This window comes from Rhodococcus sp. B7740 (assembly GCF_000954115.1).
Lineage (GTDB): Bacteria > Actinomycetota > Actinomycetes > Mycobacteriales > Mycobacteriaceae > Rhodococcoides.
Map to the genome: position 1 here is coordinate 2057476 of NZ_CP010797.1, position 22488 is coordinate 2079963.

Annotated in this window: 21 protein-coding genes; 4 read left to right on the forward strand and 17 right to left on the reverse strand. The window is 64.0% G+C overall.

What is annotated here, in order from left to right:
* Positions 1–113: 113 nt before the first annotated feature.
* Positions 114–1667 carry an NCS1 family nucleobase:cation symporter-1 gene (locus tag NY08_RS09345; RefSeq protein ID WP_032398254.1) on the forward strand — a complete coding sequence of 518 codons (1554 nt, stop codon included), beginning with the start codon at positions 114–116 and terminating at the stop codon, positions 1665–1667.
* A gap of 10 nt (positions 1668–1677) precedes the next feature.
* A complete protein-coding gene (locus tag NY08_RS09350; protein WP_045196003.1) occupies positions 1678–2424 on the forward strand; it encodes an aspartate/glutamate racemase family protein in 747 nt (248 codons plus the stop codon).
* A gap of 416 nt (positions 2425–2840) precedes the next feature.
* On the opposite strand, the gene mftD (NY08_RS09360) is transcribed toward NY08_RS09350, so the two are convergent.
* The 5 genes from mftD (NY08_RS09360) to mftA are packed head-to-tail and all read right to left on the reverse strand — an operon-like array spanning position 2841 to position 6942.
* Entirely contained in the window at positions 2841–4073 is a 1233-nt protein-coding gene (mftD, locus tag NY08_RS09360) for a pre-mycofactocin synthase MftD (RefSeq protein ID WP_045196007.1), read from the reverse strand.
* A gap of 8 nt (positions 4074–4081) precedes the next feature.
* On the reverse strand, positions 4082–5260 hold the full coding sequence (mftD, locus tag NY08_RS09365) for a pre-mycofactocin synthase MftD (RefSeq protein ID WP_045196009.1): 1179 nt from the start codon (positions 5258–5260) through the stop codon (positions 4082–4084).
* Positions 5260–6492 carry a mycofactocin radical SAM maturase gene (gene mftC, locus NY08_RS09370; RefSeq protein ID WP_032397572.1) on the reverse strand — a complete coding sequence of 411 codons (1233 nt, stop codon included), beginning with the start codon at positions 6490–6492 and terminating at the stop codon, positions 5260–5262. Before mftC ends, mftD (NY08_RS09365) begins: the two co-directional genes overlap by 1 nt.
* 34 nt (positions 6493–6526) lie before the next feature.
* A complete protein-coding gene (gene mftB, locus NY08_RS09375) occupies positions 6527–6826 on the reverse strand; it encodes a mycofactocin biosynthesis chaperone MftB (RefSeq protein WP_032397573.1) in 300 nt (99 codons plus the stop codon).
* Between the two features lie 2 nt (positions 6827–6828).
* Positions 6829–6942 (reverse strand): mycofactocin precursor MftA, encoded by a 114-nt coding sequence (gene mftA / locus NY08_RS25485; RefSeq protein WP_082073741.1) that lies wholly within the window; start codon positions 6940–6942, stop codon positions 6829–6831.
* Positions 6943–7233: 291 nt separating this feature from the next.
* On the opposite strand from mftA, the gene mftM reads away from it, so the two are divergent.
* Complete coding sequence (gene mftM / locus NY08_RS09380) at positions 7234–8061, forward strand: mycofactocin oligosaccharide methyltransferase MftM (protein WP_032398256.1); 828 nt, start codon at positions 7234–7236, stop codon at positions 8059–8061.
* Positions 8062–8096: 35 nt separating this feature from the next.
* Here the strand turns inward: mftM and NY08_RS25095 are convergent, their stop codons facing one another.
* The 8 genes from NY08_RS25095 to NY08_RS09415 form a co-directional block, all read right to left on the reverse strand.
* On the reverse strand, positions 8097–10520 hold the full coding sequence (locus tag NY08_RS25095) for an HNH endonuclease signature motif containing protein (protein ID WP_052683734.1): 2424 nt from the start codon (positions 10518–10520) through the stop codon (positions 8097–8099).
* A 107-nt stretch (positions 10521–10627) separates the two neighbouring features.
* The gene (locus NY08_RS25835; protein WP_144407330.1) at positions 10628–11059 is read right to left on the reverse strand and encodes a hypothetical protein; all 432 of its coding nucleotides are present in this window, start codon (positions 11057–11059) and stop codon (positions 10628–10630) included.
* Positions 11060–11206: 147 nt separating this feature from the next.
* Positions 11207–12472, reverse strand: coding sequence for an acyl-CoA dehydrogenase family protein (locus tag NY08_RS09390; RefSeq protein ID WP_045200061.1), 1266 nt, complete (start codon positions 12470–12472; stop codon positions 11207–11209).
* A 151-nt stretch (positions 12473–12623) separates the two neighbouring features.
* Positions 12624–13640: a helix-turn-helix domain-containing protein gene (locus NY08_RS09395; RefSeq protein WP_082073742.1), complete on the reverse strand. Its 1017-nt coding sequence runs from the start codon at positions 13638–13640 to the stop codon at positions 12624–12626.
* Positions 13641–13773: 133 nt separating this feature from the next.
* The gene (locus tag NY08_RS09400; protein ID WP_158462520.1) at positions 13774–15027 is read right to left on the reverse strand and encodes a molybdopterin molybdotransferase MoeA; all 1254 of its coding nucleotides are present in this window, start codon (positions 15025–15027) and stop codon (positions 13774–13776) included.
* 5 nt (positions 15028–15032) lie between these two features.
* Positions 15033–15275 carry a MoaD/ThiS family protein gene (locus tag NY08_RS09405; RefSeq protein WP_045196011.1) on the reverse strand — a complete coding sequence of 81 codons (243 nt, stop codon included), beginning with the start codon at positions 15273–15275 and terminating at the stop codon, positions 15033–15035.
* 18 nt (positions 15276–15293) lie between these two features.
* Positions 15294–16433 (reverse strand): GTP 3',8-cyclase MoaA, encoded by a 1140-nt coding sequence (moaA, locus tag NY08_RS09410; RefSeq protein WP_327205209.1) that lies wholly within the window; start codon positions 16431–16433, stop codon positions 15294–15296.
* Positions 16316–16876 carry a molybdenum cofactor biosynthesis protein MoaE gene (locus NY08_RS09415; RefSeq protein WP_052683736.1) on the reverse strand — a complete coding sequence of 187 codons (561 nt, stop codon included), beginning with the start codon at positions 16874–16876 and terminating at the stop codon, positions 16316–16318. The genes moaA and NY08_RS09415 overlap by 118 nt, the downstream gene beginning before the upstream one ends.
* 247 nt (positions 16877–17123) lie before the next feature.
* Here NY08_RS09415 and NY08_RS09420 point away from each other — a divergent pair, with 247 nt between their 5' ends.
* Positions 17124–18149 carry a helix-turn-helix domain-containing protein gene (locus tag NY08_RS09420; RefSeq protein WP_082073745.1) on the forward strand — a complete coding sequence of 342 codons (1026 nt, stop codon included), beginning with the start codon at positions 17124–17126 and terminating at the stop codon, positions 18147–18149.
* A gap of 18 nt (positions 18150–18167) precedes the next feature.
* Here the strand turns inward: NY08_RS09420 and NY08_RS09425 are convergent, their stop codons facing one another.
* The 4 genes from NY08_RS09425 to NY08_RS09440 form a co-directional block, all read right to left on the reverse strand.
* Positions 18168–19157, reverse strand: a complete 990-nt coding sequence (locus NY08_RS09425) for an NAD(P)/FAD-dependent oxidoreductase (RefSeq protein ID WP_045196015.1) — start codon at positions 19155–19157, stop codon at positions 18168–18170.
* Positions 19154–19468 carry a ferredoxin gene (gene fdxA / locus NY08_RS09430; protein WP_032397576.1) on the reverse strand — a complete coding sequence of 105 codons (315 nt, stop codon included), beginning with the start codon at positions 19466–19468 and terminating at the stop codon, positions 19154–19156. The genes NY08_RS09425 and fdxA overlap by 4 nt, the downstream gene beginning before the upstream one ends.
* 36 nt (positions 19469–19504) lie before the next feature.
* Positions 19505–21685, reverse strand: coding sequence for a molybdopterin-containing oxidoreductase family protein (locus NY08_RS09435; RefSeq protein WP_082073746.1), 2181 nt, complete (start codon positions 21683–21685; stop codon positions 19505–19507).
* A gap of 120 nt (positions 21686–21805) precedes the next feature.
* Entirely contained in the window at positions 21806–22486 is a 681-nt protein-coding gene (locus tag NY08_RS09440; protein ID WP_303396071.1) for a MadR family response regulator transcription factor, read from the reverse strand.
* Positions 22487–22488: the final 2 nt, after the last annotated feature.

Here is a 22488-nt window from a genome sequence, read left to right on the forward strand (position 1 = left end):
TCCGAAAGATATATCGCTCGCGTCACGAGTGCGCAACACTGCGCCGCTAGCTTTTCCTCATTCGCTCGTTCACCTCCTTCGTTCACCTCAATGCCATGCCGTCAGGAGCATCGATGACAGATACAGCGCACGGTCCCGCTCAAACGGGAGATCTCGTGGAAGCCGCGGGCCACCCCGTCGGCGGTGGCCTGATCAAGGACAGCTACGACCCGCGGCTGACCAACGAGGATCTCGCTCCACTGAAGAAGCAGACGTGGACCTCGTACAATCTCTTCGCCTTCTGGATGTCCGACGTGCACTCGGTCGGTGGCTACGTGACCGCGGGCAGCCTGTTCGCGCTCGGGTTGGCCAGTTGGCAGGTGCTGATCGCGCTGCTCGTCGGCATCACGATCGTGTACTTCTTCTGCAACCTCGTCGCCAAGCCGAGCCAGGTGTCCGGAGTTCCGTATCCGGTCATCTGCCGCAGTGTCTTCGGTGTTCTCGGTGCCAACATTCCGGCGATCATTCGTGGCTTGATCGCCGTAGCCTGGTACGGAATTCAGACATTCCTGGCCTCGGCCGCTCTCGACATCGTGTTGATCAAACTGTTCCCGTCTCTCGCTCCGTATGCCGTCACCGCCGACTACGGTTTCGCCGGACTCTCGCTGCTCGGCTGGGCGAGCTTCCTGTTCCTCTGGGTCGTCCAAGCGGCGGTGTTCTGGCGGGGCATGGAGTCCATTCGCAAGTTCATCGACTTCTGCGGACCCGCGGTGTACGTCGTGATGTTCATGCTGTGCGGCTACCTCATCTGGAAAGCCGGCTGGGGCGCAATCGATCTGAACCTCGGAGAAGTCGAGCACACGGGTCTGAGCTCCATTCCGGTCATGCTCGGTGCGATCGCGCTCGTGGTGTCCTACTTCTCGGGCCCCATGCTCAACTTCGGCGACTTCTCGCGTTACGGAAAGTCCTACGCCGCCGTGAAGAAGGGCAACTTCCTCGGTCTGCCGGTGAACTTCCTGGTCTTCTCGATACTCGTCGTCGTCACCGCGTCGTTGACGCTTCCGGTGTTCGGTGAACTGATCACCGACCCGGTCGAGACCGTGGCACGGATCGACAGCACGTTCGCCATCGTCCTGGGCGCGCTGACCTTCACGATCGCCACCATCGGTATCAACATCGTCGCCAACTTCATCTCCCCTGCATTCGATTTCTCGAACGTCAGCCCCCAGCGCATCAGCTGGCGCGCGGGCGGAATGATCGCCGCCATCGGCTCGGTGCTGATCACGCCGTGGAACCTCTACAACAACCCCGACGTCATCCACCTGACGCTCGAGACCCTCGGTGCATTCATCGGACCACTGTTCGGCATCCTCATCGCCGACTACTACCTCGTCCGCAAGCAGAAGGTCGTCGTCGACGAGCTGTTCTCGATGTCGTCCACCGGGCTGTACTGGTACTCCAAGGGTTACAACCCGGCGGCGGTGTACTCCACCGTCGTCGGCGCGCTGGTCGCGATGTTCACCGTCCTCTTCAACGGGGCCATCGACGGCATGGAGATCGCCGGCATGTCGACGGCGTCGAAGTACAGCTGGTTCATCGGCTGCGGTATCGGATTCGTCATGTACTTCTACCTGGCGACACGAACCAAGCTGGCTGTCACCAACTTCGACGTCCCAGCGAAGGCTTAGGATTTCTTCCGTGCTCATCAAGGTCATCAATCCGAACACCACCAGTTCGATGACCGCAACGATCGGTGACTGTGCCCGGGCCGTGGTAGGCCCGGGCACGGTCGTCGATGCGGTCAGCCCCTCGATGGGGCCCGTGTCCATCGAAAGTCATGTCGACGAAGCACTCAGTGTCCCCGGCATTCTCGCCGAGATCGCCCGGGGCGAGGCCGCTGGGGTCGACGGTTACGTCATCGCCTGCTTCGGAGATCCCGGCATCGACGCGGCCCGCGAGCTGGCGGCCGGGCCGGTCGTCGGTATCGCCGAGGCAGCCATGCACGCCGCGAGTTTCCTGGGTCGAGGATTCAGCGTCGTCACCACACTCGGACGCACCATCGGACGTGCCCAGGATCTGGCGAACCACTACGGCTTCGGACGCCACTGCCTCGGCATTCATGCGTGCGAACTGCCGGTCCTCGACCTCGAGACCGATCCCGACGCCCGCAAGATCGTCACCGAGGCGTGCCGCGTCGCCGTCGAGACGGACGGTAGCGATGCTGTGGTTCTCGGCTGCGCGGGTATGGCCGATCTGTGCCAACACATTTCGGCCGAGATCGGAGTACCTGTGGTCGACGGCGTGGCCGCGGGCACGTTGTTCGTGCAGTCCCTGGTCTCGCTGGGACTGAGCACCGGAAAGCGCGGCGAGTTCGCTACGCCACCGGCCAAGCTCTACACAGGAATGCTCGACGGTTTCACCAGGCCCCTGGCCGACCCCACCTAGGCTCGGCCGGCCGATCAGCGCTCACACAATTGCCGATAGGGAACACCGGGTAGGTACTGTGCCCATTCCGCTTCCGTCACCACCGACCCCCCCGGATTCGCACAGCTGAGTACGAACCTCTTCGGGGTCGGTCCGCCAGATGCGGACATCGCGAGCCGTGCCACCGCCGAACAGCACTCGTCCGTCCGCGGCGAACACAGCATCGTTGACACGCATGCCATACGCGGTGAGGGCAGCGTACTGCGATGGCGCGGCACGGTCCGTGACATTCCACAGCCACACCGAGGATCCCCCGTCGCCCGCGGCCAACCGCGTGCCGGACCGATCGAACGAGAGCGAGTAGATCGGGCTGGAGGGCCCGACGATGCGAGATAGGTGTTGCGGGGCAGCCGTATTCGTCAAGTCCCACAGTCGAATCACCGGATGGGTTGTGCCGTCCTTGTTCGCATCGGCGTCGGGTATCCCGGAACGGGGAGTCGATCGGCGCGAGCGAAGTCGGTCGGTAGTACGACATCGGATGGTCCGAGCGTGTGCACCGATGCATGCCCGAGACCGAGCACCGCGGAATCCAGTCCGCCGCGGAGGATGTCGAGCACGTTCTCCACTCCTGCTCGACCGTTCGCGGCCAACCCCCATAGATAGGCCCGACCGATCAGCACTGCCCGCGCACCCAGCGCGAGCGCTTTCGCCACGTCGCTTCCCCGCCGGACGCCACCGTCGAGGGTGATCTCGACCTGCTCTCCCACTGCCTCGGCGATGGACGGCAACACCCGAATCGACGCCGGGGAACCGTCGAGATTGTTGCCACCGTGGTTGGACACCGAGATCGCGGTGACGCCGGCGTCGACGGCCCGTAACGCGTCGTCGACCCGCGAGATGCCCTTGAGCATGAACGGACCGTCCCACTGCTGACGTAGCCAGGCGATGTCCTCCCACGTGGGTAGCGGCGTGGACTTCCACTCGCGATATGCGGCGAAAAACGTCGGCGCGGGCTTTCCGGGCGGAGCGAGGTTGGGTGCCGTCAGATCCGGGAGGGTGCCCGCGCGTGCCCACCGCGCAAGCCATCGCGGATGCGCGAGTGCTTCCGGTGCGAACCGCAGCATCGCCCGGGCATCGAGGCGATCGGGAATCACCGGGCTCCCCCAGTCCCGCCCCTCGGAGAACGACCAGTCCATCGTCGCGATCAACCCGACTGCACCCGCACTGCGTGCCCGATCGAGCATGTGCAGCAACAACTCCCGTGATCCGACCCAGTGAAGCTGAAAGAACGTCTGCGGATTCGCTGCGACGACCTCCTCGATGGGTTTGCTCGCGAACAACGACAACCCCATCGCCACACCGCGTGCCGCTGCCGCCCTCGCGACGGCCACCTCGCCATCGGGGTGCACTGCTTGCACGCCCGTCGGGGAGATCATCACCGGAAACGACAGCGGTTGCCCCATCAGCGTCGTCGACAACTCACGGGTGTTCGACAGCCCTGCCACGTGCGGGGCGAACCCGAGTTCGGCGAACGCAGCGGTGTTGTCCGACGCAGTGATTCCGCGTTCCGATCCCGCCACCAACGCCGAGTAGACGGACTTCGGAAGACGCTTCTGCGCGCGCCGCTGGGCCTGCGCAACGGACTCGAACCAACCGGACTCGGAAAGCACGCAGCGCTCTAGACGCCGAGCCTGCGGTCGAACCCGGCCTGCATCACCACATCCGACGGCGAGAGGTCCTGTACCGAGGTGTGCCCGAGCCCGAGGACAGCGGAATCGACTCCGCCGCGCAGGATGTCGAGTACGTTCTCGACGCCCGCCTGACCGTTCGCCGACAGGCCCCACAGATATGCCCGCCCGATCAGCACCGCTCGCGCACCCAACGCCAGCGCCTTCACCACGTCGCTGCCGCGCCGAATCCCACCGTCGAGGGTGATCTCGACCTGATCGCCCACCGCCTTGGCAATCGCGGGCAGCGCCCGGATCGGAGCCGGGGTGCCGTCGAGATTGTTTCCGCCGTGGTTGGAGACCGAGATTGCCGTGCACCCGGCGTCGACAGCCCTCTTCGCATCGTCGACGCGCATCACGCCCTTGAGCATGAACGGCCCACCCCACTGCTCACGCAGCCACGCCACGTCCTCCCACGTCGGCAGCGGGGTGCCCATCCATTCGCCGTATGCACCGAAGAACGTCGGGGCCGGACCGCCCGTGGGCGGGGTCAGGTTGGGGGTCGTCAGATCGGGAATCTTCCCGGTCTTGGCGAACTCCCACAACCACTTCGGACGCATGATGCCCTCGGGAGCGAACTGGACCATCGCCTTGAGGTCCATCTTCTCCGGAATCGACGGGCTACCCCAGTCGCGGCCGTTGGAGAACGACCAGTCCAGGGTCATGATCAGCCCGACCGCCCCGGCTGCGCGTGCGCGCTCCATCCGTTGCAGCAGTATCTCGCGCGATCCGACCCAGTACATCTGGAAGAACGTCTGCGGGTTCGCCGCCGCGACCTCCTCGACGGACTTGCTGGCGAACGAGGAGAGCCCGATCGGAATACCCCGCGCTGCAGCAGCTCTCGCGACGGCGACCTCACCGTCGGGATGCACCGCCTGCACGCCCGTCGGCGAGATCATCACCGGGAACGACAGCGTTTGCCCCATCACCGTCGTCGACAGATCACGCTTGTCCGACAGCCCGGCGACGTGCGGGGCGAAGCCGAGTTCACCGAACGCCGCCGTATTGTCGTCGATCGTCAGTCCGCGCTCCGAGCCTGCCACCAGAGCGGCGTACACGGACTTCGGTAGACGCTTCTTCGCACGCCGTTGCGCTTCGGCAACGGTCTCGAACCACGCACTCTTGGCCATCAGCTTTCCTGTTCCATTCCTGCGAGCGGGTTCTCGTCACAGATCTTCGCCGGCGGACGCATCATCAACGTGAGCGGCACCGACTTTCGTGGGGTTTTGCGTTGCCCGGTCCGGGAATGGTCGACACTGGATTTGGGGATCTCCCCCGCCGCCGCCAACGCCATTTCACCGTTCCCGATGACGCATTCGGGGTCCGGTCCGTCCATCGGCAGACCGGTGAAGAATTTCGCTGCCATGCAGCCACCACGGCACGCGTCGAAGTGGGCGCACTTGGTGCACGCGCCCGAGGTCTGCGGCGAGCGCAGATCCTGGAACAACTCCGATGTCTGCCATACGGATTGGAATCCACCCATGCCGTCTTTCGCATCGCGGACGATGTTGCCGGCGAGGAAGTTCTCGTGAATGGCGAACGGGCACGCGTACACGTCGCCGATCGGATCGATCAGGCACACCACGCGCCCGGCACCACAGAGGTTGAGCCCGGGCAGAGCGTCACCGAACGCCGAGAGATGGAAGAACGAATCCCCGGTCAACACACCCTCACCGTTGGCGACGAGCCAGTTGTACAGCTCGCGCTGCTGACCGGCCGTCGGGTGCAGATCGTCCCATACATCCGCGCCCCGGCCGGATGGCCGCAACCGGGTGATCCGCAGTGTCGCAGCATATTTGTCGGCCAACGCTTTGAAGTCGTCGAGCTGACTCACGTTGTGTCGGGTGACGACGACCGAGATCTTCGCGTCCCGAAAGCCGGCCTCCTTCAAGTTCTCCAACGCCCGGCACGCCATGTCGAACGAACCGGGTCCGCGGACCGCATCGTTGACCTCGGCGGTTGCGCCGTCGATGGAGATCTGGACATCGACGTAATCCGACGCGGCCAACCGCGCGGCCACCTTCTTGTCGATCTTGACCCCGTTGGTGGAGAACTTCACACCCACCTGGTGCGCGGTCGCATAATCGACGAGCTCCCAGAAGTCCGAGCGCACCGTCGGCTCCCCACCACCGATATTGACGTAGAAGACCTGCATCTTCTGCAGCTCGTCGATGATCGACTTGCACTGTTCGGTGCTCAGTTCGCGAGGGTCACGGCGACCCGACGAGCTCAGACAGTGCACACACGACAGATTGCAGGCGTAGGTCAGCTCCCAGGTCAAGCAGATGGGCGCGTCGAGTCCGAGTTCGAACTGGTCGACCAATTTGCCTACCGGAGCGGGCCTTTCGAGGGTGGAGGTCATGGGCGGAAGTCCTCTTCTACTAATGGGTCAGGCTCTACGGGCGAGTGATCATGCTCGAGTCGGCCAACGTTGCGAGGGCCTTCACGTATGGGGCCGACTGCTCTTCGGTGATCCCTGCGGCCTCGATCGCCGACCGCATGTCCGGATGATCGGGAAACGAGGTGATGATCGCCACGATCGTGCGGTTCTTCAGAAACGAGAGCTTGCGAGTTCCGAAGTGATAGAGCAGAGCCCCGAAAGACTCCGGACGCAACGCCACCTGTGGATGCAACACCCAACGCGAATCCAGATCCAGCCCGACCGCATCGAGGTCGTCGCGCACTGCAGTGGTCATGATCAGTACACGCCGCACATGCCGTCGATCGACACTTCCTCGACCAACGACTCTTCGATCAAGTCGGATTCGACGACAGCCGTACCGACCACAGCGTTCTCGTTCTTCTTCGACATCTGGAACCTCCTGCGAAATATGCTCGGTCACAATCCGATTGGTTGTGTCTCGGATCACCACGCTAGCGGCCGATCAAGACTCGGAACCGGCATGAGAGAAGAACTGGTCGGCCGTCGCGATCAACCGTCCATATGGGTAGGTATCGTCCCGTCCGGCGTGCGGGGCCAGCATCGTCCGAGCGGCCCGACCTGGTAGGGAGTGGCCGATTCGTCGACCGATGTGTGGAACGCTCGACCTCACCGAAGGGGCGGCCACGCCGAGTGGACGTGCGACGAACAGAAATGACATCGATGACCGAACTGGATGCACTCGCACCGAGCCCCGATGGAGTCTGGGCGCACGAGAACGTGGTGGTCCGACACCTGCATGGACTCGAGTTCGACGCGGTCCGAACCGGATCGACCGTGCAGGTGTGTCATGGCCTGACGTCGGCCCAGATCGGTGAGCGCCTCGTTCCGATCGTGACCGCACAGGCACGTCATGTGGGTCTTTCGCAGCGGGAATTCGAGTTGGTGCTGGTCGGGATCGTCCGCACCACCGTCGCCGATCCGGTCGACGCCTGGGCCACCTACTATCGCAATTCGTTGGACGAACTGCTCTCCGGCACTGCCGATTTCGCTCCCGTCCACGATCACGCAGAAAACCTGATCGTCGGATCGGTGCTCGATATGGGATCGTGTTTCGGCTTCTTTCCGCTACGGCTGGCGATGAAAGGCCACTCGGTGACCGCGACGGACCTCTCCGCCGGCACCATGCGGTTGCTCGCCGTCGTGGCCCCGCATCTCGGGATCACACTCGACACAGTGGTGTGCGACGCTGCGAACGTTCCCGTCGCAGACAGCAGCGTCGACACGGTGACTGCACTGCATCTCCTCGAACACGTCGACGCAGAGACAGGATCTCGCATCGTGAGAGAGGCATTACGCATCGCGCGCACCCGTGTCGTTGTTGCAGTGCCCTTCGAGACCGAGACCACCGCCTGCCACGGACACGTTCGCACGTTCGACGAATCATCGCTGGTGGAACTGGGTCGGTCGACGGGTTCGATGTTCGAGACCTCGGAGCACCACGGCGGGTGGCTCGTGATCGACAAGACCAGGGCACGCCAGTTCACCTGAACAGGTTTCGCATCCGAGGCGTTACCCCAGCACACCTAGAACGGCGGCTCGCCGGTGTCTTCGGCGGTCGGTTCTGTTATCGACTCATGGTTGTCCGGTAGGTCGGGGTAGGCGATGATGCCGGATCTTCTCGGTTGGGTGGGGATGTGTGGTCTGAGGTCGTTTCCGAGGATGGGAACGGCGGTGCTGTTGGCGGGCAGGGTGATTCGGGTGGTCTTCGAGGTCGAGGTCCACAGGATCGCTCCGCCGGGGAGCATGACGGCTTTCCAGTAGCCGGCGGTTTTGACGCAGTGGTGGTATTCGCACAGGCACTGCAGATTGTTGACCGTGGTCCAGCCGCCGCCGAGGGGGTTGCTGTGGTCGAACGGGTTCACGTGGTCGAGTTGGCAGCGGGCGGCGGGGCGGTGGCAGCCGGGGAAGCGGCAGTGTTTGTCGCGGAACCGGACCGCTGCGACGGTCAGGGCATCGGGTCGGTAGATCAGGGCCCGGTCGGTCAGGGGGTCACGGGGTACCGACTTTCCGAGGGTGGGGTCGGCGGCAATGGCGGCTTCGAGTGCGGCGGCAAGGGATGCGTTGCCGAGATAGAGGCCGGAGGGTGTGCGGCCTGCTCTGTGGACGGTTCGGTTCGGCCGCAGTGTCGAGCCCGGGTCGCTGGCGGGCAGACCGAGGGCAGAGCTGTGCCGTGTGCCCCGGCCGACAGGAGTGTGGGTACAGAACAGCGCTGCGGCGGAGGCCAGTGATTGCGTCCGCCGTTGCCCGTCTGCGCCTGCCCCGGTCTCGGTCTCGGTCTCGGTCTCGGAAGGAGCTGGATCGGCCGCTGAATGGGCAGAGGTGTCCCCCGCGGAATCCTCCGTCTGATGATTCTCCGTCTGATCGTGCTTCGAAGTCGGTGATGTCGCAGTCCCCGGTTCCGGCGGGATAACTGTTCCTGGCGTGGGGCTTGTTGTCGGTGGCGGTGCTGATGTCGGCGGGACCGTCCCGGTTCGCTCGGGTCGCTCCGGAGCAGAGCCTGTTTCGGTTCGGTCCGGTGCAGTGCCGGACTCCGGCGATGGTGCTGGATCGGAGTCATGGTCGGGATCTGCCCTTTGGTCGGAGGCAGATTCTGCAGTTGTCGCCGGCGGTGCTGATGCGGTGGCTGTCACGGTGGTCGGCGAGGGCGAGGGCGAGGGCGAGGGCGAGGGTGAGAGTGAGGGCGAGGTGGTCGTGTTCGTTACCGGCGTGCTGGTCGCAGATGGCGCGGGTGTGGGCGATGCAGCGGTGACGGATCCGTTCGCCGGTTCCACCTCCGGGGCAGTGGTCGCATCGGTGACGACGTCGACGGAAGCACCTGTGGTCAAGCAGGACTCGGTCTCGGGTTCTGACTCGGCGTCGATCTCGGGTTCCGGGTTGCTGTCGGTGCGGCTGCGAGTCTCGGTAGCGCTTGTTCCCGACGCGGTGTTTGTCCCTGAGTCGGCGTCCGTGTCCGTGTCCGTGTCCGCTGTCGCTCCCGACCCCGAGTCCTGTTCCTGCGTCTGCTTTTTCGGTGTTCGTTCCCATTCCCCGGTTTCCGGGTTCTGCACGGCCAGTCCGAGTTTCTCGGCGAGGGTGACTGCGTCGGTGAGCAGGATCTGCCACTGACTGCTGCGCGCCAACTCCCGAGCGAGGTCAGGATCGATGGAACCGTGCCCGGCCAGATACGCCGGGTTCGCAAGCAACCCGATCAGGGTGGCGATGTCGACGGTGACCATCGTCAACGGCACCCGCCTATCGGGCAACACCGCATCCGCTTTCGGGCAGTCCTCCCGTCGGCACAGGCACGCCAAGCGCGATTCACCGTGCATCCGGGCCATGAACGCATCACACAGGCGTTCCTTCTTCCCGCGCGGATCTTTCGGGCACAAGGTGTCGGCCATCTCCTCGAGCAACTGCCACGCAGCGGCAGCTTCCGGGGCAGTCAACTCCGCCCGGATCCGCGCCAGTTCCCCGGCCGGGGTGTAGGTGACGGTCCGGAACCTCTTCGCGAACTCGCGTAGTGCGGCAGCTTCCTCGGGGGCGACCCGCAGCAGGATGTCCCAGATCTCCTTCTCGAGCGGACCCGGCGACAACCGGTGGGCTGCCTCGACGACCTCGGCTTCGACGGAGCTGACGATGTCGTCGGAGAGGTTGTCGAGGATCCGGCACACCGTCCGCACCCGCGGAAGGTCGACCTCACCGCCCTCGAATGCTCTCCGTAACAGGGGCAATCGCGTGTGCAAGGCGACGCCGACCGAGATATACGATTCGGCGACCGTCGCCGAGCACCCCAACGCGACAGCCATTTCGGTACGCCCGTACCGGCTGTAATGCTTGTACTCGATGTCGAGGGTGATCCAGCTCCGATGAACCTCGTAACAGGCGGTGATCTTGCGGGCCGCCTGCCGATTCTCCGCACGCGCAGCAGCAGTCAACGCCTCCAGTGACACGATCGGTACAGCACCCATCTTTCACCCCCCCCGGTGAGCAACATTTCAGAACGTGCGTTCGAACTGAAAGAAGACTAACCCGGGCCACCGACAAGAAACGAAAGCGCAGACTCGGCAGCTCGTGCTCACCACCCCGACCAGCACAAATCAGCCGAGCTCGAACTCAGAATGTCGTGATCTGAGCCGCGGTCGTGCGGTGCCGACCACAGTGAGCAGTGCCGATACCCTGGCCTTGTGGAGCCCGACCATAGGAGATGTCTCGACGTCAGAAGGGCGTGCGGTTTCTCCAACACTGCGCCGTAACGGTCGTTGAATCGCCGCGCGATGACCCTGGAAACGTCGACGTGTGGAACATCCTTGCCGACGGGTACCACGTCTGCCGTGCAGAACAAGAAGTCAGCAGCCCGGTGTACCGGGTACGCGAGCCGAATGCGTACATGTCGTAGATCTCTCCGTCTCGAACCCGCGGCCATATCGTCCAGCGCAGCGTCGAAGACGTGCTGCCGCACGTGCCCGACTACCTCACGGTCCGTGACGACCCGACAATTGGTCAGCATCACCACACTTTCCGAATCACCCCGACCAAATGACCGGAAACTATTGGCCTCGTTGCTCTTACGCCAGTGAGTACGAGCCGGATCGGCGCGCGAGCCCGTTCGTGGTGTCAGGATCGATCGAATCCTGACACCACGAGCGCCATCGGCCTAGGCGTGCTCGGGTACCGACAGTCGATTCTCCGCTGCGGCGAGTGAGTCGAATCCGTCTGCCTTGAGCAGATTGTGGACGTTGCGCCGGCGAACGCCCATGTTTCCGCCGTCGTACACCGGGAAGCAGAGGACGTCTTCCATGATCGCAGCGATCGGGGTCAGGTTCGTGTACGCATCGACGCCGACGAGACGCATGGCGTCGTACACCACCTGCACGGCCGTCTCGGACGCGAATATCTTTGCTTCGTTGGCCAATTCACGGTCGCGTCCACCGGTGCGATCGAAGTGATCGGCAGCCTTCCATGCGAAGTAGCGGACCGCCTCGATCCGAGTCTTGATGTCCACCAACATGTATCCCGCGTTCTGGTACTCGATGACGGGTACCGGACCGGACCGGTGGTCGGTCTTGGCGAACTGCAGGGAGTAGTCGAATGCAGCCCTCATCCTGCCCACGCACGCGGCGGCGATGGACGAGCAGGTCCAGGAGAAGGCGGTGGCGACGATGTCCAACCCGTCGCCCGGCTTACCGATGAGGTTGCCGACCGGCACTCGCACGTCGCGGAATTCGACTCGCGGCGAGTTGGTGGCGCGGTGTCCGATGGTGTCGATCATGTCGGTGATCTCGACCCCCGGCGTCCCCTTCTCCACGACGATGACCGCGAGCGACTCCGACGGCGGGAGCGCAGGATCGGTGCGGCACACCACGCTGATCAGGTCGGCACCCTCACCGTCCCAGCCCGAAGCATTGGTGGTGTAGTGCTTGGCACCGTTGATGACCCACTCGTCGCCTTCGCGTCGCGCGAAGGTCCGAATTCCGACGGTCGGGTCCACCGAGTCGTAGTTGGCCCCACCGGTCACCTCGGTGTATGCGATCGCAGCCAGCCGAGGCTCGCCGTCGCAGAACTGCGGGAGCCAGCGGTTCTTCTGTTCCTCGGTGCCGAAATTGATGATCGGATTCAGTCCCAATCCGGTGCCGAGCAACGCTGTCGGAGTGTTGATGTCGACCCGAGCGAGTTCCTCGGCCGCAAGGGCGAACGTCAGATTGTCGAAGTACGCGCCGCCGTATTGATCGGGAACCAGTCCCTTGACGAATCCGAGCCCGGCCAGCTGCTTGTAGACCGGCTGCAATGCGTAGAAGCGATCCTCCGGCCGGGGCAAGGGCGAAATGGCGGCTGCTACTTCGCTCAGGATCTCGTCTGCCACTTGCCGCGCCTGCATGCGCACGGCCATCTGCTCGGGGCTGAGCTCGAAACTCAGGGTCATGTGGGACTCCTCGATGTCTGTCCTGGTGGGGTGAAGAACGGAATCGGGCGACGCTGCCCTGCACACCAGTTTCATCGGGTGAGTCGTCCTGGTCTTGTACTGGACTGCGCCGTGATCGGTACCGTTCTGCACACTCGGACAGAGCGTTTCGCTACCGCTGCACCAGCTGCGGCAGTTCCCTGGTCTTCATCGACGCTCGGTATTCGACCGGACTGCATCCGAAGTGCGATCGAAACGACTTGGCCAGGTGCGCCGAATCCGAGAATCCCCACGCCGCTGCGATCGTTCCGATCGACCGATCGTCGCGCGAATCGGCAAGCTCACGACGACACGCCTCGACTCGATGCTCACGTACCACGGCACCGAAAGTCGTTCCCGCCCTCTCGAACAGTGCATGGAGAGTGCGAACCGATACCCCTACGTGGCGGGCTGCCTCGGTGGCGGGAACTCGGCCGAAGGGAAGCCGGGAGTCGATGAACCGAACCGCGGACACCCGGAGTGCTTCGTCGGTCTGCAACGAGCACGCGGTGTCTCGCTCGGCCGTTGCTCCCAGCACCGCGCGGAGCAGATCGACATGGGCGGCACCGATCATCTGCCGCTCGGTGGGGTGCAGTGAGGAATCGCTCCGCCAGGTCTCGACCATCAGTGAGCCGAGCAAGCGAGCCGAGCCCGACGAGCTCGAAAAGCGCCGAGCAGTGGTCCCCGCCGACGGTGCGACGACGTCTGCCAGCAATGGCCGTGGCAGACGGAACGACAGGACCCGCCACAGTTCGTCGTTGCCCGGTTCGACGAACTCGAGGCGGTACGGGCGGGTCGAATCGACGACGGCGAATTCGCCTCGGGAGACGGTGCACTGCCGCCCGTCCTGGGTGGTCGTACAGTGCCCATCCAGTTGGAGGTTGACGAAGACGACGTCCTCGTCCGCGCGGGCGACTTCGCGCTTTCCGTGGTCGATTCGCTGGGTGCAGGAGGCGATCTCCGCGGCATTGCCACCTCCGACAGCCGCAGAGCGCACCCACCCGGGCAGTCCGGACCGGGACGAACTGCGTTCGACGTGATCGCGGGATCGCCACGGTGCCAGTGGGGTGAATGCCTGACACAGGACGTCGGCCCAGTAGCTCATCTGATCGGCATGGCCGAGTCCCCGGGTTGTCCAAAATGACGTCATAATGCACTCCGCGATAGGTTCGAGTGCACCAACGGTAGGCCCTTGGCGTAAGCCATCCGAGGCGTTTGCGTTACGAAATGCGTGCACTCTCCTCACATCGACGAGCGGTGCGCCGAGAGAATTTCTCGGATCTTCAGATGCACGTGCCTCGCCGCGACGAGGCGAGAGAGTCGAGCATCCACGCGGGGTACTCACCGGACGGCCCGAGGTCGCCGCCGGAGGGCGGGATCACGATCACACAGTTGGCGTCGGCGAGCGCACCGACAGAATGCGATCGGATGATTCTGGCCCCTTCACCGTCGACGATGCCCAGCATGACCCGGGGTACCGGTGAGGCAGAAACGGTCTTCCCCGCTACCCTGACCGTTCTGATCGTTCGCTCGGCTTGCGGGTTTCGCAGTGCCGCAACGATGATCGGCCGGACGAACAGTTCGTACGAGATCAACGCGCTGACAGGGTTTCCGGGCAGACATACGATCGGAGTTCCCTCGACCTTTCCGCATCCCTGCGGTTTGCCCGGTTTGACTGCAACCGAGACGAATTCGACGTCCTGGTCTGCAAGCGCAAGCCGGATCACCTCCTCGGTGCCCGCGCTGATCCCACCGGTCGTGACGACGAGGTCGGCAACCGCCGCGCATCGGGCCAGTGCCGCCCGACACTCGTCGACGTCGTCGGCGACGGCCGGTTCGAGGTGAACGTCGGCACCGCACCGAAGCAGATCCGCGACGATCATCGCCGAGTTCGCGTCGTAACACTCGCCGCGTGCGAGTACGGTCCCGACCGGCCGAACCTCGGATCCTGTCGACAGCACCGCCACGATCGGAGCCGACTCGATAAGCACATGGGTGCGACCGAGCGCCGCCAGAACACCGACCTGTGCCGGCGTGACCGATGTGCCTGCCCGGACGGCGACGTCGCCGACCTCGAAGTCCGAAGCACGACTGCGGATGTTGCTCTTCGAGCCGACCGAGTGGATCGTCACCTCCTCGATACCGAATGTCTCGACGAACCCGCTGGTTCCCTCGACCGGAATCACCATATCTGCGCCGCACGGAACTGCGGCACCGGTCATGACCTGTACCGACTCACCCGGATGAAGGTGCAGCGGTGCCGGTTGTCCACCTGCGACACTGCGCGCGGAGACGAGCAGACGTACGGGCAGATGTTCCGGACCGACGACATCGGCAGCGCGAACGGCGAATCCGTCGACCGCCGAATTGTCGAAGGCCGGCAGTGCGTGGTCGGCAACGACATCCTCGGCGAGCGTTGCCCCTACCGCATTGCCGATCGGCACCGAACGCACCGACGCCGATACTCCCAGTTTTCCTATCGCGCAGCGGTGTTGGTCCACCGTTCGGAGATGGACCTGTGCGCTGTCCACTGTCATCGACATCATCCGCCGGAGATCGGAGGCAGGACCGCGATCTCGTCCCTATCGGAGCACGGCGAATCCTCGTCGCGTGCCAGCGATCGTCCATTGATCCAGATGCGCGACACCGCCAATACCTCCGCGAACGACGCACCGTATCGTTCGACCGCAGTATCGAGCACCTCTCTGACGGTCGATCCCGACATGCTGTTCGACGCCTCCCCGGCAATCTGTCGTGCCGCAGCGAACATCACCAACTCGGCCATACGATCAGACCCCTTCGATCATCCACCGATGTAGGACATTTCGATCCGATCTCGCACCGGATCCTCGTTCGTTTCCGCTCGAAGTTCCGAGTACCGATCGTCCCGTCGCACCCACAACGCCGTGAGTCGGGATACGAGTTCGTCCTGCGACGCCCCCGAGCGCAGCAACGCGCGCAGGTCCGTTCCGGTCGACGAGAACAGACAGGTGTACACCTTGCCGTCGGCAGACAGCCTCGCGCGCGTGCACGTTCCGCAGAACGGCTCGGACACCGACCCGATCACGCCGATCTCTCCACTGCCGTCGAGGTATCGATATCGAGTCGCCACCTCACCGTCGTACACCGCCTCGACCCGCACCAGCGGGTGGACGCGGCCGATCGTCTGCACGATCGCCTGCACGTCCATGACCTGGGACAACTCCCACCGATTCGTAGCACCGACGTCCATGTACTCGATGAAGCGCACCACGACGCCGGTGCCCTTGAACCGCTCCGCCAGAGTCAGAATCGAATCCTCGTTCACCCCACGACGCACCACGACGTTGACCTTCACCGGAGAGATGCCCGCGTCCACCGCCGCGTCGATACCGTCGAGTACCGACTGCACGGGCACCCGAGTGTCACTCATGCGAGCGAACGTTGCCGGATCCGTCGAATCGAGGCTGACGGTCACCCGCCCCAACCCCGCGTCGACCAACTTCGCAGCATGTGCGCCGAGCAGAGACCCGTTGGTGGTCATCGCCAGATCGATACCGTCGATGGCGCTCAGTCGCTCGACGAGGGAGACAATTCCGGTTCGCAGCAGCGGTTCTCCACCGGTCAGGCGCACCTTGCGAATACCGATGTCGGCAGCAGCTCGGGCGACTCTGTCGATCTCCTCGAACGACAGCAGTTTCGCGGTCTTCAAGAATTCGTGGTCGGGACCGAATTCGGACCGCGGCATGCAATAGACGCACCGGAAGTTGCACCGGTCGGTGACGGAGATACGCAGGTCCCGAAGTGGCCGGCCACGAACGTCTCTCGCGTCGGCCACGACATCCCTCACGAGGCGGCACCGCAGGTGAGCGGCGACCACTGCGAGGCTGCATGGTGGACGTTCTCGATCTGCACACCGGTCTCCACCCAGGATTGCGCGGCGTCCCGCTGTTCGAGCTTCCACACCGGAACGGATGCCTTGACGATGTCTATGCAGAACTGAGCAGCCAGAAACGCGGCGACGCGATGACCCGCGGACACACAGACCAGGACACTGGCTTCACCCACCGCGACGGATCCGGTCCGGTGCAGCAGGGCGATACGGCCGATGTCGGGCCAACGCTGTTGCGCCGTCTCGGCAATCTCGAACAGGCGTCCGCGCGCGACCGACTCGTAGGACTGATAGTCGATCGACACGACCCCGTCGGTCCGTCGACCTGCGGAGTCCCTCGAATACTCGCGCACAACCCCGGTGAAGGTGACAACGGCCCCGCACCGGGGCATGGTGGCCCAGGCGGTCGCCGCCTCGACCGACAACGCGTCGGAGGTGACTGCGACTCGCACCCCGCTTGCGCAGGATTCACTGTCGTTCCCGTCCAGCTGCACGACTGTGTCGACGTCGCCCATGGTGCACCCCTTTCGTCGAATTCGGTTCCAGCTTGGTCCAGAGGGCTGCAGTGCATTTGACCGCCAGCGACCGTTAGTTGACCTGCAGAGACCTCGCCACGCCGTCCGGATCGGACTTTCCGGCAATGTTACGAACAGCGAATCAACCGGAAACATTGCGCGCTAACCTCGAACAAAGCTCCTGCATCGCAGTGACGACACGGTCACCAGGACCGACGACGGTGGGCTTCGACGAAAAGGGGTTCCCATGCTGTCCAGATCCGGATTCTCGATACCGACTCGGACGACCAGCCGCAGTGACTGGTGCGACATGCTCAGCGAGCATTTCGTCGCACTGGACGTCGCGGACGTGGCCGACAGCCGATTCACCGGGGCCGTCCGGTCGATGTCGCTTGCACACCTTCAGGTTTCGAGTGTCAGATCCACCACGCAGCACATCGCGCGTACCGACTCGTTGATCGATCGGGATCGCATCGAGTACGTCCAGATCGGAATGATCAGACGCGGCTCGGCCATCGTCGTGCAGGACGGCCGCGAATGCACTCTGACGCGGGGCGACTTCGCGATCTACGACACCTCACGCCCGTTCGACTGGATCATCGACGGCCACCCCGACGACGATCAATGGGAACTGGAGGTCTTCACCTGGCCCCGTCACATGCTTCGGCTCGACGCCCGTGAGTCCAGCGACATGACGGCGATGGCATTCGACGGATCCGCCGGATTCAGTGGGCTACTGGGCCGGTTTCTTCACGATCTGAGTTCGACGCGCTCGTCACTGGACATCACCGGAGCGCAGGCGATAGCGGACGAGGTCGGCGATCTCGTCAGCGTGATCGCCCGCAACACCACCACGAACTCGACCGTCGACTCGCCCAGCGCAGCTCTGGTTCGGTCAGCGCAGCGGTACATCGAGGACCACCTCGCAGATACCGAGCTTTCACCCACCTCGGTGGCGTCGGCGATGTTGGTCTCGACGCGACAGTTGCATCGTGTGTTCGCCTCGAGCGGCACGACGGTGGCCCGCACCATCAGAACCAAACGGCTCGAGCGCTGCCGCCGCGAGATCGTCGGCAGCATCACTCTGGACAAGTCGCTCGGGCAGATCAGCCGGAGATGGGGCTTCGCGGACCTCGCCGTCTTCAGCCGCGCCTTTCGTGAGCAGTACGGCATGAGTCCGCGGCAGTACCGCGCCAGTGTCTGTGCCCGGTCGGACGACCCGCGTGCGGTGGCGCGCTCGACACGGCCGACCGACCGAGAACAGAGATACTGACGCGACGAGCGACTCGAGTCAGTGGATCGAGTCGCTCGAATGGCCCGAAACGATCGGTGCCGAACCGTCGACGAGTGGTGCGATGTGGTTGACCGCCGTGGCGGCCTCGGCGAATCCGACCGCAATCAGCTTGACCTTGTCCTGGTGTCCGGCAACATCACCCACCGCGAATACTCGCCGACGATTGGTCCGCATCGTCCGGTCGACGGCGATATCGCGCTGGTGCTTGTCCAGACCCCACGTCCCGATGGGACCCAATGCCGCTTTGAAGCCCAGTGCGGCAACGACACTCGACACTGCGAGTCGACGGCGTTCGGTTCCGGCTCCGTCGACGATCGTCACCGATTCGACGGCGTCCGAGCCCGCGATCTCCTCGACCTCGTACGGGGTGAGTACATCGACACTCGACCGCTCCAACAGTCCCAAGCTGTGAGCATGAGCCCGAAACTCGTTGCGGCGGTGCACCAGTACCACCGACTTCGCGATCGGCTCCAAACTCAGAGCCCAGTCCACCGCCGAATCACCGCCCCCGACGATCATCACGTGTTCGTTGGCCAACTCGTTCAGTCTCGGCACGAAGTAGCGAAGCCCACGATCGTGGAACTCCGAACCCGCCGGCAGCGGTCTCGGCGTGAATTTGCCGATCCCCGCTGCCACCAGAACCGCCTTCCCCACGACGGTGACACCCTTGTCCGTCGTGATCCGGACGGCCTCCTCGGATTCTTCGAGCTCGGTCGCGACGTGTCCCATCAGATACGTCGGTTTCGCCTGCTCTGCCTGCTCCACCAAGGCGTCGACCAGATGCTGCGCTTTGATTGCCGGAAAGCCGGCGACGTCGAAGATCTTCTTCTCCGGGTACAGCGCGGCCAGCTGACCACCGGGATGCGGTAAGGCGTCGACGACGGTGACCGTCAGCCCACGAAAGCCCGCGTAGTACGCACCGTAGAGGCCGGCCGGGCCCGCGCCGACGATGATCAGGTCACACTCGAAATCGGTTGCGTCACTCACTTCTTCGCCACTTCGTCGATCGCCGGGTGGTCGTGTCCGACGGGACCGAGATCCTCCGCGCCACCCGACGCATCGGCATCCTCGCAGAACTCCACTGCGATGTCGACGAACCGCTTCTGCTCGTCCGGGATCTTGTGTTCCCAGAAGATCGCGTCGTTGGGGCACGCGGGCATGCATTTGCCGCAGTCGACGCACTCGTCGGGATTGATGTACATCATCCGAGCACCCTCGTAGATGCAGTCGACGGGGCACTCCTCGGTGCATGCCTTGTCCAGCAGGTCGATGCACGGTTCGGTGACGACGTAGGCCATCTCGAAATCCTCGTTCTCGTAGTAGGGAAGGTGTTGTCAGGCGTCGAGTGGTCGCACGTCGACCAGAGTGTCCGAGAACGTCGGGGCATTCCCGAGGTCCGCGAATGCCGTCGGGTTGAGCGAGGCCGGGGTCGAGAGGGAGAGCATGTTCTTGCGCCACGCGCCCATCGCGCACACCGTCACGCCCTCCATGACCGACTTGTCCAGCTTGGCCAGGACGGTGAACTCACCGCGGTCGTTGAACACTCGAACCACATCACCGGAGGCGACACCCCGCCGCTCGGCGTCGGCTGGGTTGATCAGCAGGGTCGGCTCCTTCTGCACCTTGCGATGCATGTCGAGATTTCCGAAGCTCGAATTCAGGTAGGCGTGCGACTTGGGCGTCAGCAGGTTGAGCGGATACTTCTGCGCCAGTTCGGGGTTGGTGCGAGACGATTCGCGCGGCGCAATGTAGTGCGGAAGCGGATCCACCGGTTGGCCCGGCTGGTGATCGTTCGACCCCTGCCGGAAGAGGGGCAGAACGAAGTTGCCGCCCGCCGCTGCCGAGGACAGGAACTCGGTCTTGCCGGACGGCGTCCGGAAATTGCCCTCGGCGTGGGGTGCGTACTCGTCGGGACCGGGAAGATTGAGCCGCTGCCACCCGAGCTGTTTGAGCGAGTCGATCGAGATGCCCTCCATGGCAGGCGCATTCCAGTCGTACGACAGGGCTATGAGTTCCTCGTCGGTACGGGAGAACACCGGCTCGGTGAACCCCATGGCCTTGGCCAGTCGCCGGAAGAGCTCGGTGTTGGGGACCGCTTCTCCCATCGGCTCGATCGACCGATTGTTGTAGGTGACGAACAGGTGCCCCCACGAGAAGTTGATGTCGTCCTGCTCGAGCTGTGTGGTCGCCGGCAGGATGATGTCCGCGTAATCGGCTGTGTCGGTGATGAAATGGTCACTGACGACGGTGAACAGATCCTCGCGGCTGAGCCCATCGATCATCCGTTTCTGATCCGGGCACACCACCACCGGATTCGAGTTGTAGACCATCAGCGCCTTGAGGGGCGTGTCCAGCTTCAGCCCGCCGGTCAGCGCTTCGCCGAGTTGATACAGGTTGATCACCCGCGTGCCTGGCGTCTGCAGATCCGTCTGCAGGAACTCGGGCCAGTTCACCGGGAAAGCCCACAGGGGTAGCTGCAGGATTCCGCCTCCTGGCTTACGCCAGGCACCCACCAACGACGGCAGGCAGGAAATGGCTCGGACGCTCTGCCCGCCACCGGCGCTCCGTTCGATCGCGACACCGATGCGAATCACGGCAGGCTGACTCTGCGCGTATTCCCGCGCCAGGGTGTAGATGTCCTGGACGGGGATGCCCGTCTCCTCCGATGCCCACTGCGGGGTGTACTGCTTCACCCGCTCGGCCAGCTCGTCGAAACCGATGGTGTGACGCTCGATGTAGTCCGCGTCCGTCAGCCCCTCGTCGATGATGACGTGCATCATCGCCAGCGCGAGCGCGCCGTCGGTGCCCGGCCGGATCGGGATGTACCAACTCGCAGCCTTCGCGGTCCTGGTTTTGACCGGGTCGATCACGACGACCTTGGCCCCGCGCTTCTTGGCCTCGGCCACATACGGCCACAGGTGCAGGTTGGTGCTCATGATGTTCGACGCCCAGATCAGAATGAACTTCGAATGGACGAAGCTTTCCGGGTCGACTCCCGCCGTATCGCCGACCGTCATCGCGTACGCAGTGCACGACCCTGCGTCGCAGTAGGTGCGCTCGGCAACGGTTGCCCCGAGACGGTTGAAGAATGCGTCGCCGACGTTGAGCCCCTGCGTGATCCCCTGGGTGCCGAGGTAGTTGCACGGCATGATCGCTTCCGGGCCGAATTCCTCGGCGATGTCGGTGAACTTCTCCGCGATGGTCGCAACGGCCTCGTCCCACGAGATTCGCTCGAAGCGACCGGAGCCTTTGGGTCCGGATCGCTTGAGCGGGTACAGAACTCGATCGGGGCTGTAGACCTTGTCCAGGTAGTTGTCCACCTTCACGCACAATCCACCGTTGGTGTACGGGTTGGTCTTGCTACCGCTGACGCTGGTCGCCACACCGTCCGCGACGGTGACCACCATCGAGCACGAATCCGGACAGTCCTGGCCGCAGGCTCCGAGAACGGTGAGCTCCGCGGGGCGGTCTGCGGGAGCGTCGTCTTGGCGTGTGCCTTCTTGAACAGTCGTCATGGGGTGCTCCTCGGCATGGATATCACTGGTATGTGTTATCCGAAGCCTGCACCGCCCAGACGCTCTCGACAGGACACCGAGCGCCGTCTACTTTGCACTCTGCGCCCGAAGGCTCTGCAGTCAGATCAAGCCTTGCTTACTCGCCGCGTACACGGCCTCGGCTCGTCTGGACACCGCGAGCTTGCGCATGATGTTGCTGACGTGGAATTTCACCGTCGTCGCCGAGATGAACAGGCGCGCTCCGATCATGTTGTTGGACAGGCCTGTCGCGAGCAGCCTGAGGACCTCGAGTTCACGCTCGGTCAGGCGCTCGATGCTGCTCGGTGTGCCGTTGAGAGAGCGAACGACAGCCGAGGCGCTCCGCGAGTCGAAGGCACTCTCGCCGCGCGAGACCGCGCGGATCGCGCGTACCAACTCGGTGGTGTCGACGTCCTTGACCACGTATCCCCGCGCTCCCGCATGCACAGCCTCCACCACGAGCCGGTCGTCGAGGAAGGTCGTGAGCACCAACAGTCCGATTCCGTTGTGCGCCTTCGCCAACTGCGCACACAAGGCGAGACCCTCGTAATCCGAACTGGCCGACAGCTTGAGATCCATCAGCACGATGTCGGGCTCCACCCGCGCGACGACGGCCAGTCCCTCCTCCCGCGTCGACGCCTCCCCCACGATCGTCAGATCCGCCTCGCGTTCGAGCACCGACCGTAGCCCTTCGCGCAGGATCGCGTGATCGTCGACCAGCACGATGCGCACCGTGGGTGCAGCCACATGCCCTTGGCCGTCGCGGATCGTCGGTACGCTCACAG

Bases quoted from the DNA above. Each gene is read 5' to 3' on its own strand.
- NY08_RS09345 (WP_032398254.1), top strand. From the start codon at position 114: ATGACAGATACAGCGCACGGTCCCGCTCAAACGGGAGATCTCGTGGAA.
- mftD (WP_045196009.1), bottom strand. From the start codon at position 5,260: ATGGCCAAGAGTGCGTGGTTCGAGACCGTTGCCGAAGCGCAACGGCGT.
- mftC (WP_032397572.1), bottom strand. From the start codon at position 6,492: ATGACCTCCACCCTCGAAAGGCCCGCTCCGGTAGGCAAATTGGTCGAC.
- mftB (WP_032397573.1), bottom strand. From the start codon at position 6,826: ATGACCACTGCAGTGCGCGACGACCTCGATGCGGTCGGGCTGGATCTG.
- mftA (WP_082073741.1), bottom strand. From the start codon at position 6,942: ATGTCGAAGAAGAACGAGAACGCTGTGGTCGGTACGGCTGTCGTCGAA.
- mftM (WP_032398256.1), top strand. From the start codon at position 7,234: ATGACCGAACTGGATGCACTCGCACCGAGCCCCGATGGAGTCTGGGCG.
- NY08_RS25095 (WP_052683734.1), bottom strand. From the start codon at position 10,520: ATGGGTGCTGTACCGATCGTGTCACTGGAGGCGTTGACTGCTGCTGCG.
- NY08_RS25835 (WP_144407330.1), bottom strand. From the start codon at position 11,059: ATGCTGACCAATTGTCGGGTCGTCACGGACCGTGAGGTAGTCGGGCAC.
- NY08_RS09390 (WP_045200061.1), bottom strand. From the start codon at position 12,472: ATGACCCTGAGTTTCGAGCTCAGCCCCGAGCAGATGGCCGTGCGCATG.
- NY08_RS09395 (WP_082073742.1), bottom strand. From the start codon at position 13,640: ATGACGTCATTTTGGACAACCCGGGGACTCGGCCATGCCGATCAGATG.
- NY08_RS09400 (WP_158462520.1), bottom strand. From the start codon at position 15,027: ATGACAGTGGACAGCGCACAGGTCCATCTCCGAACGGTGGACCAACAC.
- NY08_RS09405 (WP_045196011.1), bottom strand. From the start codon at position 15,275: ATGGCCGAGTTGGTGATGTTCGCTGCGGCACGACAGATTGCCGGGGAG.
- NY08_RS09415 (WP_052683736.1), bottom strand. From the start codon at position 16,876: ATGGGCGACGTCGACACAGTCGTGCAGCTGGACGGGAACGACAGTGAA.
- NY08_RS09420 (WP_082073745.1), top strand. From the start codon at position 17,124: ATGCTGTCCAGATCCGGATTCTCGATACCGACTCGGACGACCAGCCGC.
- fdxA (WP_032397576.1), bottom strand. From the start codon at position 19,468: ATGGCCTACGTCGTCACCGAACCGTGCATCGACCTGCTGGACAAGGCA.
- NY08_RS09435 (WP_082073746.1), bottom strand. From the start codon at position 21,685: ATGACGACTGTTCAAGAAGGCACACGCCAAGACGACGCTCCCGCAGAC.